This window comes from Reyranella sp. CPCC 100927 (assembly GCF_007859315.1).
In the GTDB taxonomy this organism is placed as follows: domain Bacteria; phylum Pseudomonadota; class Alphaproteobacteria; order Reyranellales; family Reyranellaceae; genus Vineibacter.
The window spans coordinates 258,414-273,524 of record NZ_VOHA01000006.1 but is presented as its reverse complement, the minus strand read 5'-3'; the positions used below and the strand labels follow the sequence as shown (position 1 = coordinate 273,524).

14 protein-coding genes are annotated in these 15,111 nt (G+C 67.3%); 4 read left to right on the top strand and 10 right to left on the bottom strand.

Annotation, left to right across the window (positions count from 1 at the left end; genetic code table 11):
* Positions 1-138: 138 nt before the first annotated feature.
* The 3 genes from FQU96_RS18980 to FQU96_RS18970 form a co-directional block, all read right to left on the bottom strand.
* The gene (locus FQU96_RS18980) at positions 139-1,065 is read right to left on the bottom strand and encodes an ABC transporter permease (RefSeq protein ID WP_146542892.1); all 927 of its coding nucleotides are present in this window, start codon (positions 1,063-1,065) and stop codon (positions 139-141) included.
* Positions 1,065-2,057, bottom strand: coding sequence for an ABC transporter permease (locus FQU96_RS18975; RefSeq protein ID WP_146542891.1), 993 nt, complete (start codon positions 2,055-2,057; stop codon positions 1,065-1,067). The genes FQU96_RS18980 and FQU96_RS18975 overlap by 1 nt, the downstream gene beginning before the upstream one ends.
* A gap of 264 nt (positions 2,058-2,321) precedes the next feature.
* Positions 2,322-3,935, bottom strand: coding sequence for an ABC transporter substrate-binding protein (locus FQU96_RS18970; protein WP_146542890.1), 1,614 nt, complete (start codon positions 3,933-3,935; stop codon positions 2,322-2,324).
* A 336-nt stretch (positions 3,936-4,271) separates the two neighbouring features.
* Between FQU96_RS18970 and FQU96_RS18965 the strand changes: the two genes are divergently transcribed.
* Positions 4,272-5,675, top strand: a complete 1,404-nt coding sequence (locus tag FQU96_RS18965) for an aspartate aminotransferase family protein (RefSeq protein WP_146542889.1) — start codon at positions 4,272-4,274, stop codon at positions 5,673-5,675.
* Complete coding sequence (locus FQU96_RS18960; RefSeq protein ID WP_146542888.1) at positions 5,668-6,015, top strand: MauE/DoxX family redox-associated membrane protein; 348 nt, start codon at positions 5,668-5,670, stop codon at positions 6,013-6,015. Before FQU96_RS18965 ends, FQU96_RS18960 begins: the two co-directional genes overlap by 8 nt.
* Before the next feature lie 116 nt (positions 6,016-6,131).
* Here FQU96_RS18960 and FQU96_RS18955 read toward each other — a convergent pair whose 3' ends face one another.
* The 3 genes from FQU96_RS18955 to FQU96_RS18945 form a co-directional block, all read right to left on the bottom strand.
* A complete protein-coding gene (locus FQU96_RS18955) occupies positions 6,132-6,494 on the bottom strand; it encodes a cytochrome c family protein (protein WP_146542887.1) in 363 nt (120 codons plus the stop codon).
* A 54-nt stretch (positions 6,495-6,548) separates the two neighbouring features.
* Positions 6,549-7,136: a ferritin-like domain-containing protein gene (locus FQU96_RS18950; RefSeq protein ID WP_146542886.1), complete on the bottom strand. Its 588-nt coding sequence runs from the start codon at positions 7,134-7,136 to the stop codon at positions 6,549-6,551.
* A gap of 344 nt (positions 7,137-7,480) precedes the next feature.
* A complete protein-coding gene (locus FQU96_RS18945; protein WP_146542885.1) occupies positions 7,481-8,335 on the bottom strand; it encodes a 23S rRNA (adenine(2030)-N(6))-methyltransferase RlmJ in 855 nt (284 codons plus the stop codon).
* Positions 8,336-8,405: 70 nt separating this feature from the next.
* Here FQU96_RS18945 and FQU96_RS18940 point away from each other — a divergent pair, with 70 nt between their 5' ends.
* Positions 8,406-9,341 carry an acetamidase/formamidase family protein gene (locus tag FQU96_RS18940; protein WP_146542884.1) on the top strand — a complete coding sequence of 312 codons (936 nt, stop codon included), beginning with the start codon at positions 8,406-8,408 and terminating at the stop codon, positions 9,339-9,341.
* A gap of 45 nt (positions 9,342-9,386) precedes the next feature.
* Here FQU96_RS18940 and FQU96_RS18935 read toward each other — a convergent pair whose 3' ends face one another.
* Both FQU96_RS18935 and FQU96_RS18930 read right to left on the bottom strand, forming a co-directional pair.
* The gene (locus FQU96_RS18935; protein WP_146542883.1) at positions 9,387-9,818 is read right to left on the bottom strand and encodes an NfeD family protein; all 432 of its coding nucleotides are present in this window, start codon (positions 9,816-9,818) and stop codon (positions 9,387-9,389) included.
* 34 nt (positions 9,819-9,852) lie between these two features.
* Positions 9,853-10,887, bottom strand: coding sequence for an SPFH domain-containing protein (locus tag FQU96_RS18930; protein ID WP_146542882.1), 1,035 nt, complete (start codon positions 10,885-10,887; stop codon positions 9,853-9,855).
* A gap of 142 nt (positions 10,888-11,029) precedes the next feature.
* On the opposite strand from FQU96_RS18930, the gene FQU96_RS18925 reads away from it, so the two are divergent.
* Positions 11,030-12,715 (top strand): acyl-CoA dehydrogenase family protein, encoded by a 1,686-nt coding sequence (locus FQU96_RS18925; protein WP_146542881.1) that lies wholly within the window; start codon positions 11,030-11,032, stop codon positions 12,713-12,715.
* Here FQU96_RS18925 and FQU96_RS18920 read toward each other — a convergent pair.
* Complete coding sequence (locus FQU96_RS18920) at positions 12,712-13,893, bottom strand: MFS transporter (protein ID WP_146542880.1); 1,182 nt, start codon at positions 13,891-13,893, stop codon at positions 12,712-12,714. The genes FQU96_RS18925 and FQU96_RS18920 overlap by 4 nt on opposite strands.
* Positions 13,894-14,116: 223 nt before the next feature.
* Positions 14,117-15,088 (bottom strand): helix-turn-helix domain-containing protein, encoded by a 972-nt coding sequence (locus FQU96_RS18915; protein ID WP_146542879.1) that lies wholly within the window; start codon positions 15,086-15,088, stop codon positions 14,117-14,119.
* Positions 15,089-15,111 lie beyond the last annotated feature (23 nt).

The following is a 15,111-nucleotide window of genomic DNA, read 5'->3' as shown; positions in this document are numbered from 1 at the left end:
GCCTCACCTTCTCGTGTCGAGGCGTCCTGGGAGCGCGGGCGTCCCGCCCGCATCAAGGTGAAAGCCTCGCTTTCGCCCGACATGAGCGGGCGGGACGCCCGCGCTCCCAGGAAAACGCATGTCATGCGCCACTCATCCTCATCGCAGCTTGGGATTCAGCGCGTCGCGCAGCCAGTCGCCCATCAGGTTCACGGCAACCACCAGGATGGCGAGCGTGACGCCGGGGAAGATCACGATCCACCACGTGCCGGACAGCAGCACCTCCTGGCCCAGCCGGATCAGCGTGCCCAGCGACGGCTGCGTCGACGGCAGGCCGACGCCCAGGAACGACAGGGTCGCCTCGGTCAGCACGGCCAGTCCGATATTGATGGTGGCGATCACCAGGACCGGACCCATCACGTTGGGCAGCACGTGGCGGATCATGATCAGCACCGGCGACAGGCCGATCACGCGCGCTGCCTGCACGTATTCCTTGCTCTTCTCCACCAGCACCGAGCCGCGCACCGTGCGCGCATACTGCACCCAGAAACTGAGCCCGATGGCACCGATGATGACATAGAGCGCGATCTCGTCGTGGCGCTGCACCGAGATCAGGCCCCGCACGACGCCATCGATCAGCAGCGCCACCAGCAGCGCCGGAAAGGTCAGCTGCACGTCGGCCAGCCGCATGATGAAGGCATCGACGCCGCCGCCGACATAGCCGCTGATCAGGCCCAGCGCGATGCCCAGCACCATGGAGAAGATCGTCGCCAGGATACCCACCACCAGCGACAGGCGCGTGCCGTACATGATCGAGGACAGCACGTCACGGCCCTGCTCGTCGGTGCCCAGGGGGAAGGCCCAGTCGGCGCCGTCCTCGCCTGTCAGCACCGGCGGTTTCAGCGCATCCGACAGGCTGAGCGTCGCCGGATCGAACGGCGTGTGCGGCGCCAGGATCGGCGCCAGGAATGCCATGGCGAAGATGAACAGGGTCACGACCGTGGCCACCACCACGACGTGCGACGACTTGAAGCTGTACCAGATGTCGCTGTCGGCGGCACGCCGCATGAGGTCGACGAAGGCCATCAGTGTCCCCGAGCCGACGCGGTTGTCATGCCGCCACGCAACCGCGGGTCGACGGCGTAGTACAGCAGATCGACCACCAGGTTGATCACGACGAAGAAGAACGCCACCAGCAACAGGTAGGCCGCCATGACCGGAATGTCGGCGAACTGCACGGACTGTACGAACAGCTGGCCCATGCCCGGCCAGCTGAACACCGTCTCGGTGACGATGGAGAAGGCGATGATCGCCCCCAGCTGCAGGCCGGCGATGGTGATCACCGGCACCAGCGTGTTCTTCAGCGCGTGACCGAAATTGACGGCGCGGTTGGAGAGCCCGCGGGCGCGCGCGAACTTGATGTAGTCGGTGCGCATCACCTCGAGCATCTCCGAGCGCACCAGCCGCATGATCAGGGTGAGCTGGAACAGTCCCAGCGTGATCGACGGCAGGATCAGCGCCTTCAGGCCCGAGAAGGTGAAGAAGCCCGAGGTCCACCAGCCCAGTTGCACGGTGTTGCCGCGCCCGAACGAGGGCAGCAGGCCCAGGATGACGGCAAAGATCATAATCAGCAGGATGCCGATCAGGAAGGTGGGCAGCGATACGCCGATCAGCGATGCCGCCTGCAGGAAGCGGCTGGTCCAATGCCTGGGATAGAGGCCGGTCCACACCCCCATCGGCACGCCGACGCCCATCGCGAACACGGCCGCGCAGAAGGCCAGCTCCAGGGTTGCCGGCAGGCGTTCCAGGATCATGCGGCCGACCGGCTCGGACGTGCGGTAGCTGAGACCGAACTTGCCCTGGACGCTGTTGACGATGAAGCGGGCGAACTGCAGCGGTGCCGGATCATTGAGACCCAGTTTCTCGCGCAGCTCCTCGCGCTCCTGCATCGAGGTGTCCTGACCGACCATGGCGTTGATCGGGTCGCCGATATAGTGGAACAGCGCGAACGCCACCAAACCCACCGCGAGCAGCACGGCGATCGATTGGGCCAGGCGGCGAAGGATGAATGCGAGCATGCGAACGACGGACTTAGCGAGGATGAGATCCCCTCTCCGCCCGCGCCGCGGGGGGAGAGGGAGGGGCCCACGCGCAGCGTGGGAGGGTGAGGTGGGTCGTCAGGACAGGCGCCGTTTCTCTGACGAGATCACGTTCGTCTTCAACGCCCACCTCACCCTCCCATCGCTGACGCGATGGGCCCCTCCCTCTCCCCCCACTGCGTGGGCGGAGAGGAGCAATCAGCATGCCACGCGTCGGGCCCGGGCAACAGGCCCGGAGCACGTTCACTTCACCTGTACAAAACGCAGCGGGAAGCGATTATCGGCGGGTTGATGCAGCTCGATGTTCTTGCGCGAGGCCCAGATCACCGCCTGCTGGTGCAGCGGGATGTAGGCGTAGTCCTGGGTGTAGAGGCGCGTCGCCTCCAGGATCATGGCATCGCGCTTGGCCTTGTCGGTCTCGACCTCGATCTTGTCGGCCAGTTCGTCGAGCTTCTTGTTGGAGTAGCCGCTGGCGTTGAACGCCCCCTTCTTGGTCTCCTTGCTGGGCGTCTGCAGCAGCGACTCGAACACGTTGTGCACGTCATACGTCGCCGCCGGCGACCAGCCCAGCATGTAGAAGCTGGTATCGCCGGGGCCGAAATCGGCCTTGCGCAGGATCTTGGTGAAGTACTTGCTGCGCGTCTGCGCCAGCAGGTTCACCTTGATGCCGATACGGGCCAGCATGGCCACGACCGCCTGGCAGATCTTCTCGTCGTTGACGTAGCGATCGTTCGGGCAGTCCATGCCGGTCTCGAAGCCGTTGGGATAGCCGGCGTCGGCCAGCAGCTTCTTGGCCTCTTCGGTCTTCAGCATCGGCGGACGCTTGTCGAGTTCGCCGACATGACCGTTGATGCCCGGCGCCACCATCAGGGCGGTCGGGTATGACTGGCCACGCATCACGGTGCGCTTGATCGCCTCGACGTCGATCGAGCGGTAGAACGCCTCGCGCACCCGGCGGTCCTTGAACGGGTTCTTGCCCTTGATATTGGACTCCAGCAGCTCGTTGCGCTCCTGGTCGAAGCCCAGGTAGACGATACGGGTCTCGGGCCCCTCGATCACCTTGATGTTGGCGTCCTTCTTGAGGCCCTCGGTGTCCTGCGGCGGCACCTCGTACATCATGTCGATGTCGCCGGCCTTCAGTGCCGCCACGCGGGTAGCCGGGTTGACCACGGGCGTGAAGATCACCTCGGTGAGATTGTGGGCCGGCTTGTCCCACCAGTTGGGATTGTTGACCAGGATCGTCTTTTCACCCGCCCGGCGGTCCTTCAGGATGAAGGGGCCCGTGCCCATCGCATTGCGGGTGGCAAAGTTTTCCTCGTTCTTGGTCGCGTCCGCCGCCACGGTGGCGTTGTTCTTTTCAGCCCACGTCTTGGACATGATCGCGATGGTGGCCAGCTTGATGGCGAGCAGCGGATCGGGCACTGACGTGTCGATCTCGACCCGCATGTCGCTGACCTTGCGCACCGTCTTCACCGACGTGAAGTAGCCCTTCATGTTGGAGCCGCCGGTGCTGGCGCGGTGCAACGAGAAGATGACGTCGTCGGCGGTAAAGGGCGTACCGTCATGGAACTTCACGCCCGGGCGCAGGTCGAAGAACCAGGTCGTCGGCGCCGTCTGCCCCCACTTCACCGCCAGGCCCGGTTCCAGCGCCAGCTTCTTATCGCGCCGAACCAGCGGCTCGTAGATGTTCTCCAGGAATGTCGTCAGAAAGGTTTCGTTGCGATAGTACGGGTCCATCGAGCTGACGTCGCCCGAATTGGCCCACTTGAACGTCTTGGCATCGGCCGCGACCGTACCCAGGCTCAGCGCCAGCGCCGCCGTACCGGCCAGTGCCCAGCGACGAATATCAACCTTCATCCCGATCTCCTCCCAACGTCGACTCCCTGCGTCGACACGCATTTTGATCATAAGAGCACCGAGCCACCGCAGACGTCAATCATTGACACCGGCGCGGTCGCAACCTTTGAACGAAGACAAGCTGTTGGAATCGCGGCGGAAACGTCGCGTACAATTAGTGAACAACCATTCCCGTCCGTTGGACACCTGGACAACGATGCCGTTCACGCCCAGCAGGAGGCGAACGCGCAGCACACATGAACGGGCTCTGGTGGACACGGTGAAGCGCGCGACGGTAGCATCGGCGCGTCATTTCAGATGCATGCGGCACGCCCTCGCCAGAAAGGACCAGGCGCCATGAACGAGATCACCCGCTCGCTGCGCGGCAATTCCAACGCAGCCCGCGATATCGCCTATCACCTGCACCCCTACACCAACATGAAGAAGCACGAGTCCGAAGGACCGCTGACGATCGTGCGCGGCAAGGGCGTGTATGTGACCGACGACGACGGCAAGGAGTACATCGAGGGTCTGGCCGGCCTGTGGTCGGCGGCGCTCGGCTTCGACAACGAGCGGCTGGCGCGCGTCGCCTACGAGCAGATGAAGCAGTTGCCGTTCTATCACTCCTTCAACCATCGCAGTCACGAGCCGGCGATCAACCTGGCCGAGAAGCTGCTGCAGATGGCGCCGGTGCCGATGTCGAAGGTGTTCTTCGCCAACTCCGGCTCCGAAGCCAACGACACCGTCGTCAAGATGGTGTGGTACATGAACAATGCCCTGGGCCGGCCGACGAAGAAGAAGATCATCAGCCGCATCAAGGGCTATCACGGCGTCACGGTCGCCTCGGCCAGCCTCACCGGCCTGCCCTACAACCATCGCTCGTTCGACCTGCCGATCGCCGGCATCCTGCACACGAGCTGCCCGCACCATTATCGGTTCGCCAAGGACGGCGAGACCGAAGAGCAGTTCGCGACGCGTTGCGCCGAGGAACTGGAGCAGCTCATCCTCAAGGAAGGCCCCGACACCGTCGCGGCCATGATCTGCGAGCCGGTGATGGGCGCCGGCGGCGTCATCGTGCCGCCGCGCACCTACTACGCCAAGATCCAGGCGGTGCTGAAGAAATACGACGTGCTGTTCGTCGCCGACGAGGTGATCTGCGGTTTCGGCCGCACCGGCAACGTCTGGGGCTGCCAGACCTTGGGCCTGCAGCCCGACATCCTGAGCTGCGCCAAGGCGCTGTCGGCATCGTTCCTGCCGATCTCGGCCGTGATGGTGAACGACCGCGTCTACCAGGCGCTGATGACCGAGAGCGACAAGATCGGCACCTTCGGCCACGGCTTCACCTACTCCGGCCATCCCGTGGCCGCCGCCGTGGCGCTGGAAACGCAGAAGATCTACGACGAAATGGACCTGTTCGGCCACGCGCAGCGCATGTCCGAACCGTTCCAGCGTCATCTCAAGGCCCTGGGCGAGCATCCCCTGGTCGGCGAGACAATGGGCGTCGGCATGGTCGGTGCCGTCGAACTGGTCGGCGACAAGAAGACCAAGGCCATCATCGAACCGGTCGGCAGCGCCGGCACGGTCGTCGCCAAGAAGGCGCAGGATTTCGGCCTGATCGTGCGCAACATGGGCGACCGCATCGCGATCTGCCCGCCGCTGATCATCCAGCCGGGCGAGATCGACGAGCTGTTCAGCCGCCTGCGCCGCGCGCTGGACGCCGGCCTCGACGACCTGCGGACGGCCGGCAAATTCAGTGGCTGATGCCGGCGCGCCGCCTTCGGGCGGCGCGTTCCGCGGCACCACGGGCGGCCGCGCGCGACGGGTCCGCAATGTCGCGGTCTGGTCGGTCGCCCTCTTTGTCGCGTCGGTTCCCGTCGCGATCATCAGCGCCAGCCTCGGCACCGGCGCCGAGGGTCAGGCCGGCAGCGCATTGGCACTGCTCTTCTGGCTCTGCGGCTTCGCGACGGCCGTGTGGGCCTTCGTCCTGGGCTTCCGCCACTGGGACACGCTGCCGCTCGGCACGCGCTGGCTGGCGTGCCTGCCCCTGCTGGTCGTTTTCCTGCTCATCGCGGCCAGCGTACTGGTCGTCGCGATGATCTGAGTTGCCGGCCGGAACGCCGGGCGACGAGCCGCGGACTGGGGGCGTTCGCTCGCCGCCCGGCGCCGCCATCCGTCCTGCGAAGAGAAGGTGGACGGACGACAACGCGGTGCCGGCCGTCAACGGGCCGGCACGCTCTTGAGATAGGCGATGATGTCGGCCCGGTCGGCGGGATCGGCCACCGAGAAGCCCATGCGACTGCCCGGCAGGAACCTGGCCGGACCGGCCAGCCACTGTTCGAGCCTGGCTTCATCCCAGACGAACCCGGCATTGCGGACCGCGGCGGAATAGCTGAAGCCCGGCGCCGTACCCGCCTTGCGACCGAACACGCCACGATGCAGCGGCCCGACACGGTTGGCATCGAGCGAATGGCAGCCGATGCACTTGGCTTCCCACAGGTCCTTGCCCCGGTTGGGGTCGATGGCCGCCACCTGCGGCCCGATACAGACCGCCACGATGGCGCAGGCAAGCAGCGTATCCATGGTGTGATCCTCTCCTGGGAGCGCGGGCGTCTCGTCCGCGCTCCCAGGGAAAAGTCAGGCGCCGAAGCTCAACGCCTTGGCCGGCAGGGAGTCGCTCAGCGCCTGACTCAGCACCACCCAGTGCATGGTCTCGTCGGCCGCAAGTCGCGCCGAGACCTGCGCCAGCGCGCGGTCGCCGAACGAGGGGATGACGCCGATATAGGCATTCGCGGCACCCCGCTCCAGGCGCTGCGCCAGGCGCAGCACGTCGGTCTGGTTCTTCAGCGATGCGGCATTGAGCGCCTTGGCGACCTCGGCGTCGGGCTTGGCGGCGACGGGCGTTCCGCCCATCTTGCGGATCGTCGCGATGAGGGCGTCGCGATGCTCCTTGTGGTGGCCCTGGAACTGCACCGCCACCGGCAGCACCGCCTTGCTGACCAGGCCGCTGCCCGCCGCGATCGAGTAGGCGCTGATCGCTTCGTGCTCCAGGCCCAACGCGACGTTGAGGGTCTGCACATCACCGGCCGATGAGCCGCCCTGGGCCTGTGCTTGTGCTGCCATGCGTTCGCAGCCCGCCAGCAGCGCCACGGCACTCGCGGAAAGCAGTGCCGTGCCCGAGACGCGCAGCAGCGAACGACGGCCGGTATCGATGGTGGACGACATGAATGGGGTCTCCCTTGCGTGGATGCAGAAGAGGCCGGTCCGTGCGACCTCTGCATCCTCTACGCGGCGCCGCCGCGAGGGGATGACCGGCGACCATCACGAGCGCGCGGGAGAAAAGTGATTGCAGTGTGAAGACCGGCATGCATCCGAACCGGCGTGTGGCGCGTATCGGTTTGCCCTGAATGCTGCTGGTGACGGCTGGGACCGCGCCGCTCCAGCGGCGCTCATCCGGCGAAAGCTTCCCTTTCGCTTTGCGCGCAGCACCGGCGCATGATCATGAGCGCCGCTGGAGCGGCGCGGTCCCAGCCGTCACCAGCGCTGCTCTTCACTGAAGTCCCACCCTATCACGGCGTGCCTGACAACCACCGCAAGGTGCCGCGCGCGCCGGTGCCGCGGCCCAGGGTTCGCGCCAGCCAGGGCAGCGCCGGCCGCAGTGCCTCGTCGAGAGTCCAGGGTGGATTGACGATGATCACGCCGCAGGCGTGCAGGCCCTCGGCCGGCAGCGGCCAGGCCAGCGCCAGTTCGATATCGATGGCGCGCGGCGCGATGTCGGCCACGGCGGCGCGCAGGGCGATCACGGCGGCCTCTTCCTTGATCGGATACCACAGCGCATAGACGCCGGTGGCGAAGCGCTTCATGGCCTGCGCGACCGCCCGCGCCGCCCGCGCGAATTCGTCGGTCTTCTCGAACGGCGGATCGATCAGCACCAGCCCGCGCCGTTCCGGCGGCGGCAGCAGGGCCTTCAGGGCCGCATAGCCGTCGGTCGGGCGCAGCTCGATCGCCTTGTCGCCGGCGAATTCGCGCTTCAACAACGCCGCTTCGTCCGAGTGCGCTTCGCACAGCACGCAGCGGTCGTCGGCGCGCAGCAGCGGCCGGGTCAGGCGTGGCGAGCCCGGATAGTGCTGCAACGGCCCGGCGTGGCGGCCGAACTTGCGATCGTAGGCGCGCACGGCGTCCATGTAGCGCCGCACGACGGGCGGCGGCGCCGGCGCATCCGCCAGCCGGCCGATCCCGTCCTGCCACTCGCCAGTCCGCCCGGCCTGCTCGCCGCCGAGGTCGTAGCCGCCGCGGCCGGCGTGGGTGTCGGCCACCAGCAGCGGCTTGTCCTTGGCCGTCATCAGCCGCAGCAGTTCCATCCACGCGACATGCTTCAGCACGTCGGCGAAGTTGCCGGCATGAAACCCGTGACGGTAATTCATCGCACGCCTATATCACGGCGCCCCGGTTCGTGCTTGGATCGCGCCGCGCTTCCACCTGAAGGCCTTCTCCATGTCCGTGCTGCTGAAGACGACCCCCGAGACCGTGCATTGGGGCTACTTCGACGCCAACCTCAAGCCCGCGATGACGGTCAAATCCGGCGCGATCGTCACCATCGAATGCGTCTCGGGTGCCGCCGAAATCCTGCCCGCACCGCCCTTCACGGTGCTGCCCGAACACCGCGATGTCCACGCCAAGTGCAAGCCGCATATCGGCCGGCACATCCTCACCGGCCCGGTCCATGTCGAGGGCGCCGAGCGCGGTGATGCCCTGCAGGTCGATGTGCTCGACATCCAGTTCCGTACCGACTGGGGCTGGAACGTCCAGCGGCCGCTGATGGGCACCCTGCCGGAAGACTTTCCGTCCTATCGCCTGACCCACATCCCGATTTCCGCCAATCGCAACGTCTGCACCATGCCGTGGGGCACCGAGATCCCGCTGAAGCCGTTCTTCGGCATCATGGGCGTGGCGCCGCCGACGGAATGGGGCCAGTGCAGCTCGGTCGAGCCGCGCGCCTTCGGCGGCAACATCGACAACAAGGAACTGGGTGTCGGCAGCACGATCTACCTGCCGGTGTTCGCGCCGGGCGCGCTGTTCTCCACCGGCGACGGCCATGGCGTGCAGGGCGACGGCGAGGTCAACCTGACGGCGCTGGAAACCTGTCTCACCGGCACCTTCCGCTTCACCGTGCGCAAGGACATGAAGCTCAACAACCCGCGCGGTGAGACCAAGACGCACTGGATCACGCACGGCTTCGACGTCGATCTTGACGATGCCGCCAAGGAGGCGCTGCGCGACATGATCCGCCTGATCCGCGGCAAGACCGGGCTGTCGGCCGAGGACGCCTACATGCTGTGCAGCCTCGCGGCCGACCTGCACGTGACGCAGACGGTCGACGGCAACAAAGGCATCCACTGCATGATCGACAAGTCGCTGATCGGCGGCTGAGGTTCTTTTCCCGGGAGCGCGCCACTCCCAGTGGCGCACTCCCAGCTACCGTGGCTCAACGAGCAGTTCGGCGCCCTCGACGGACACGATCCGCACCTCGGCTCCGGCCACCATGTTGGGGCCCCGCACGCTCCAGCTCGTGTCGCCGACACTGGCACGGCCGCGGCCGTTGACGATCGGCTCGTCGAGCGTCACGACCTGTCCGATCAGCGATGCGGCGCGTGCGTTGAGCGTGGCATGCGACTTGGTCTGCAGGCGCGCAGCCAGGATTGGCCGCAGCAGAAGCGCCGAGATGACGCTGCTGACGGCGAGGATGATGAGCTGAATCTCGAGCCCGGCGCTGGGCCAGATCAGCATCACCAGGCCGACCACCGCGGCGCCGATGGCCAGGAACAGGAAGATGACGCCGGGCAGCGCCATCTCACAGACCAGCAAGACGGCCGCTGCAGCCCACCACCACCAGAATGCAACCGTCATGACACTCCCCCGACAGTCTTTCCGCGCGCCGCGCTCAGCTGCGATCCCACGGCCCGCTCGGCGGCGCAGATGGCGGCAATGCGGGCGATGGCGGTGTCACGGGCAGGCGCGCCGGTGCGCCCGAGCCACCGGTTCCGCCGCCGCGCAACAGGCTCGATTCCTTCGTCAGCTCGGCCAGGCCGCCGAGCGTGCCCATGATGCCGGCCGATTCCACGGGCAGGAAGAACACCTTGCTGTTGTTCGACGAGCCCATGGCGTGCAGCGCCTCGACATACTTCTGGCCCAGGAAGTAGTTGATCGCCTGCGCCCCGCCGCTGCCGATCGCGGCGGTGACCACCTGGGTCGCCTTGGCTTCGGCCTCGGCGGCGCGCTCGCGCGCCTCGGCGTCCCGGAAGGCCGCCTCGCGCCGCCCTTCGGCCTGCAGGATCTGGGACTGCTTGGCGCCCTCAGCCTTGGTGATTTCGGCTGCCCGGAAACCTTCCGCTTCGAGGATCTGCGCCCGCTTGTCACGCTCAGCCTTCATCTGCCGGGCCATCGCCTGAACCATGTCCTGCGGCGGGATGATGTCCTTCAACTCGATGCGCAGCACCTTGATGCCCCAGGCGTTGGTGGCGTGATCGATGACCGACAGCAGGCGATCGTTGATCTCGTTGCGCTTGGAGAGCACGTCATCCAGCGCCAGGCTGCCCATGACGTTGCGGATGTTGGTCAACGCCAGGTTGGTGATCGCCTGCACGAGGTTGCGCACCTCGTAGGCGGCGGCGCGTGCGTCGACGACCTGGTAGAACGCCACGCCGTCGACCGACACGATGGCGTTGTCCTTGGTGATGACCTGCTGTTGCGGGATGTCGAGGACCGACTCCTGCATGTTGATGCGGGCACCGACACGCTCGACGATCGGAAACATGAAATTCAGGCCAGGCTTCAGGACACGGGTGTACTGGCCGAACTTCTCGACGGTCCACTCCCAGCCTTGCGGCACGGTCCGCACGCCCTGGAACAGCAGCACGATGGCAACGACGACCGCGAGCACTGCGAACACCAGTAGAACAATACCGCCTGCGGTCATCGCGGGCCTCCCCCTGTCGTTGAACCATTGCCCGAACGGGCCCAGGGCCTAAGCTAGCAGACTTGAGCGCATACTCAAAGCACACTCCCGGTCGAAGCCGCAGTAGCGTAGGCTCGCGGGTCTGCCTGTCCGGAGCCTGTCCATGAGCACCCCCAGCACCGCGCCGATCGATGCCGCCACGCCGTTCGAGACGCACACCGTCGAGAACCAGGCGCGGCCGTTGGAGGACTACAACGTCTTCCTCGGCGACAAGGCGCTGGTCGAGGCCGTGGTGCGCGACGGCGGCGGCTGGGTCCAGGATCGCGCGGCCGCCTTCGGGGCTGCGTGCGGTGCCGCCGCCACCGTCCGCGACGCTGAACTGGCCGAACGCTTCACCCCGCAGCTCAGGACGCATGACCGCTTTGGCCGGCGCATCGACGAGGTCGAGTTCCATCCCAGCTACCACACCCTGATGCGGCTGGCGTTCGAGGCCGGCATTCATGCCCTGCCCTGGACGGAGCGGCGGCCCGGCGCCCATGTCGCGCGCGCGGCGCTCTACATCCCGTTCAACCAGACCAACGACGGGCCGGCCTGCCCGCTCACCATGACGTTCGCGTCGATCCCGGCGTTGCGCAGCACGCCGGAGATCGCCCAGGCCTGGGAGCCGCGCATCCTGGCCAGCGCCTACGATCCGGCGGCGCTGCCGGTCGAGCAGAAGCGGGCCGCCACCATCGGCATGGCGATGACCGAGAAACAGGGCGGCTCCGACGTGCGCGCCAACGCCAGCCGCGCCACGGCGCTGGGCAATCGCGGCCCCGGCGGCGCCTACGCGATCGTCGGCCACAAATGGTTCTGCTCGGCGCCGATGAGCGACGGCTTCCTGGTGCTGGCGCAGGCGCCGGGCGGCCTGTCGTGTTTCCTGGTGCCGCGCTGGCGGCCCGACGGCACCCGCAATGCCGTCCACCTGCAGCGGCTGAAGAACAAGCTGGGCAACCATGCCAACGCCTCGTCCGAGGTGGAATTGCACGGCGCTTTCGGCTGGCTGCTGGGCGAGGAAGGCCGCGGCGTGCCCACCATCATCGAGATGGTGCGCCACACGCGGCTCGACTGCGCCCTGGGTTCCACCGCGGTGACGCGCCATGCCGTGGCGCAGGCCATCAACCATTGCCGCGATCGCGCCGCCTTCGGCCGCAAGCTGATCGCGCAACCGCTGATGACCAACGTGCTGGCCGATCTCGCCATCGAGTCCGAGGCCGCCACCATGCTGTCGCTGCGCGTGGCGCGCGCCTTCGACGAGCAGGACCGCGACGAGGCGGCAGCGCGCTTCGCGCGCATCGTGACGCCGGTGGCCAAGTACTGGATCTGCAAGCGCACGCCAGCGGTGGCCTATGAGGCCCTGGAATGCCATGGCGGCAACGGCTTCGTCGAAGAGAGCATCATGCCGCGCCTGTTCCGCGATTCGCCGGTGAACTCGGTGTGGGAAGGCTCCGGCAATGTGCAATGCCTCGATCTGCTGCGCGCCGTCGGCCGCGATCCCGCCACGCTCACCAGCTATTTCGCGGAGATCGAGACGGCCAAAGGCACGGACTCGCGTCTCGACCGCTATGTCGGCGCCCTGGGGAAGGAACTGTCCGACCTGAGCAATATCGAGACCCGTGCGCGGCGGCTGGTGGAGCGGCTGGCGCTGGCGCTGCAGGGCGCGCTGATGGTCCGGCATGCGCCGGCGTTCGTCGCCGAGGCGTTCCTGGCATCGCGCCTCGATGGCGATCACGGCCAGGCCTTCGGCACGCTGCCGCCCGGCATCGACACGGATGCGATCGTCAGCCGCGCCGATCCGCTGGCTGCCTAGGTTCCGGGCGCCACCACGCCGCGGCGGCGCCACTGCGCCGCCATCAGGCTCCCCAGGATCAGCGTCGCGCCGAGATAGGGCAAGACGCCGTTGACCTGATACAGCGCGCCCGCCAGCACCGGCCCCAGGATGAAGCCGCCGGCCTGGGCGGCGCCGATGATCCCGGCGACGGCGCCCTGCTCGTTGGGCTCGACCTCCAGCGAGGCGGCGGCGGCAAATCCCGGCACACACAAACCCACCGCGATGCCGAAGCCGATCATGCCTGCCGCCAGCAACGGCAGGGTCGTTGCCAGCATCAGGACGACCAAGCCAACGATGCCCATCGGCAGTCCCAGCATCATGAGACGGCCCGGGCGCATCGTGCGCCGGCGCGCCAGGACGATCTGGCAGGCGACGCTGGCCAGGCCGCTGACCAGCAGGCACGTGCCGACCGCCGACCCGGCCGCCTCGCGATCCAGCCCCAGGCGATCGGGCACCAGAAAACCCAGTGTCTGCAGCACGATCGCCATCGTCATGAAGAAGCCCAGCGCGGCCAGGACCCAGAACCGTATCCGCGGGTCGGTGGGCTTGAGCATCACCGTCGCGGCCATCGCGCGCGGTGGCCGATCGAGCAGGACGAGGACGAGGGTGGCGACCATCAGGGCAAGCGCGGCCACGGCATAAAGCGGCACCAGCAAGCCGAAGCCGCTCAAGGCGGCGGCGATCAGGGGACCCACGACCGTACCCAGGCCGAACGCCGCCGAGAGCTGCGCCAGCCCGCCGGTGCGGCCCGCCGCCAAGGTCGTGTCGACGACATAGGCCTGGGTCGCCGGCATCGCGGCGGCGACCGTCAGGCCAAAACCGACGCGGACGAACACCAGCAGGACGAGGCTCATCGTCGGCGCCACCGCACCCGCCATGCCGATGCCGAGCGCCCAGGCAAAAGCCGCCGTGAACAGCGCGTAGCCGAACAGGCCGGCGGCGATGAAGCCGCGCCGGCCGCGCTGGTCGCTGACCCGCCCCCAGTACGGACTGGCGACGGCGAAGGCGATGCCGGAGATCGTGATGATCAGCCCGACCTGCCATTCGGCGAGGCCGATGCCGCGTCCGGCCGGCGGCAGGACGGTGAACAGGATCGACTGGCCGGCGGTGACCAGCAGCATGCCGGCAAACAGGATCGCGAGCCGGACCCGGGCCATCACAAGCGCACCGATCCACCGATGCCGATCACCCGGCCGCGCGCCGACGGTGCTGCCCGCCGCGCTCCTGCATTGAACGTCATACGTATCCCGGAGAATCCGTCCCCGCCCCTGTGCTCACGAACCTGTCGCAATCTAGAGAAGGCGCCGGACCGACACGATTGTGCGCAGCTATGGGGGCGGCCGTAACAGCTATGCAGCCGGCCGGCGCACCTGGCGCAGTCTAACGGCGGATCGTGTTCGGTGCGGCACCGAAGCGGCGGCGAAACGCCGTGGCGAAATTCGTCGGATGACGATAGCCGGCATGATACGCCGCCTGGGCGACCGTCCACCCTTCGTCGAGCAGGCCCTGGCGGGCCCGATCCAGCCGCAGGTGCCGCAGGCATTCGAAAACCGACTGCCCGAACGCGCGCTGGAAATGGTCCTTGAGCACCGAGGTGCTGACGCCCGCATCGCGCGCCAGCGAGGCCAGGGTGTAATCGGCTTCGGGCGCCGCCATCAGGCGCTCGCGAACCCTCTGCATGCGCATGTGTTCGTGCGGGCGCAGCCCGCTGTCGCGCGTCAGTGCCGGTGTGAACTGGCGGATCGCCTCCGCCAGCAGTTCAAGCGCAACGGCCTCCTGGCGCAGGCGCTTCAACGGATCGGCGCGGTCGGCCCGCATCGCCTCCTCGACGAGACTGCCCAGGCGCAAGGACGGCATCCATTGCTTGAGCGACGCGCCGGCCTGCATGTTGGGCGGCGGCCTGTCGTGCAGGTCGTGGATGGCCAGCCACTCCGGACGCGCGAAGACGAAGAACATGCGCTGGCGCATGCCGGGCAACGGCGTGTTGCCATTGAAGGTCAGCGGCCGGTCGATGCGCATCGCCAGCGCCTGCCCCGATTGCACCGACACCAGGCCGCTGCCGTCCAGCCATCCTTCAGAACGCCCCGCCAGGACCACGCCGACCATCAGGCCCGGCATCATCTCCGCCTCGGCGTTGACGTCGTGGATCTGCACCACGTCCGATCGCGTGATCACCAGGCCCGGCTGGACTTCGTCGATATCGAGCAAACCCGCCGACAGCACGCAGTCGTCGTTCGCCTCGCATGCCTGCGGCGCCGACACGATACGCCGGTAGCGGTAGCCGAACCGTTCGGCCACGGCATGATAGTCACCGGGCCGCAGCGGCACCGGGAGCGGCGTCGAGGACTCCATGACACGACCCTATCGTCGCGTCA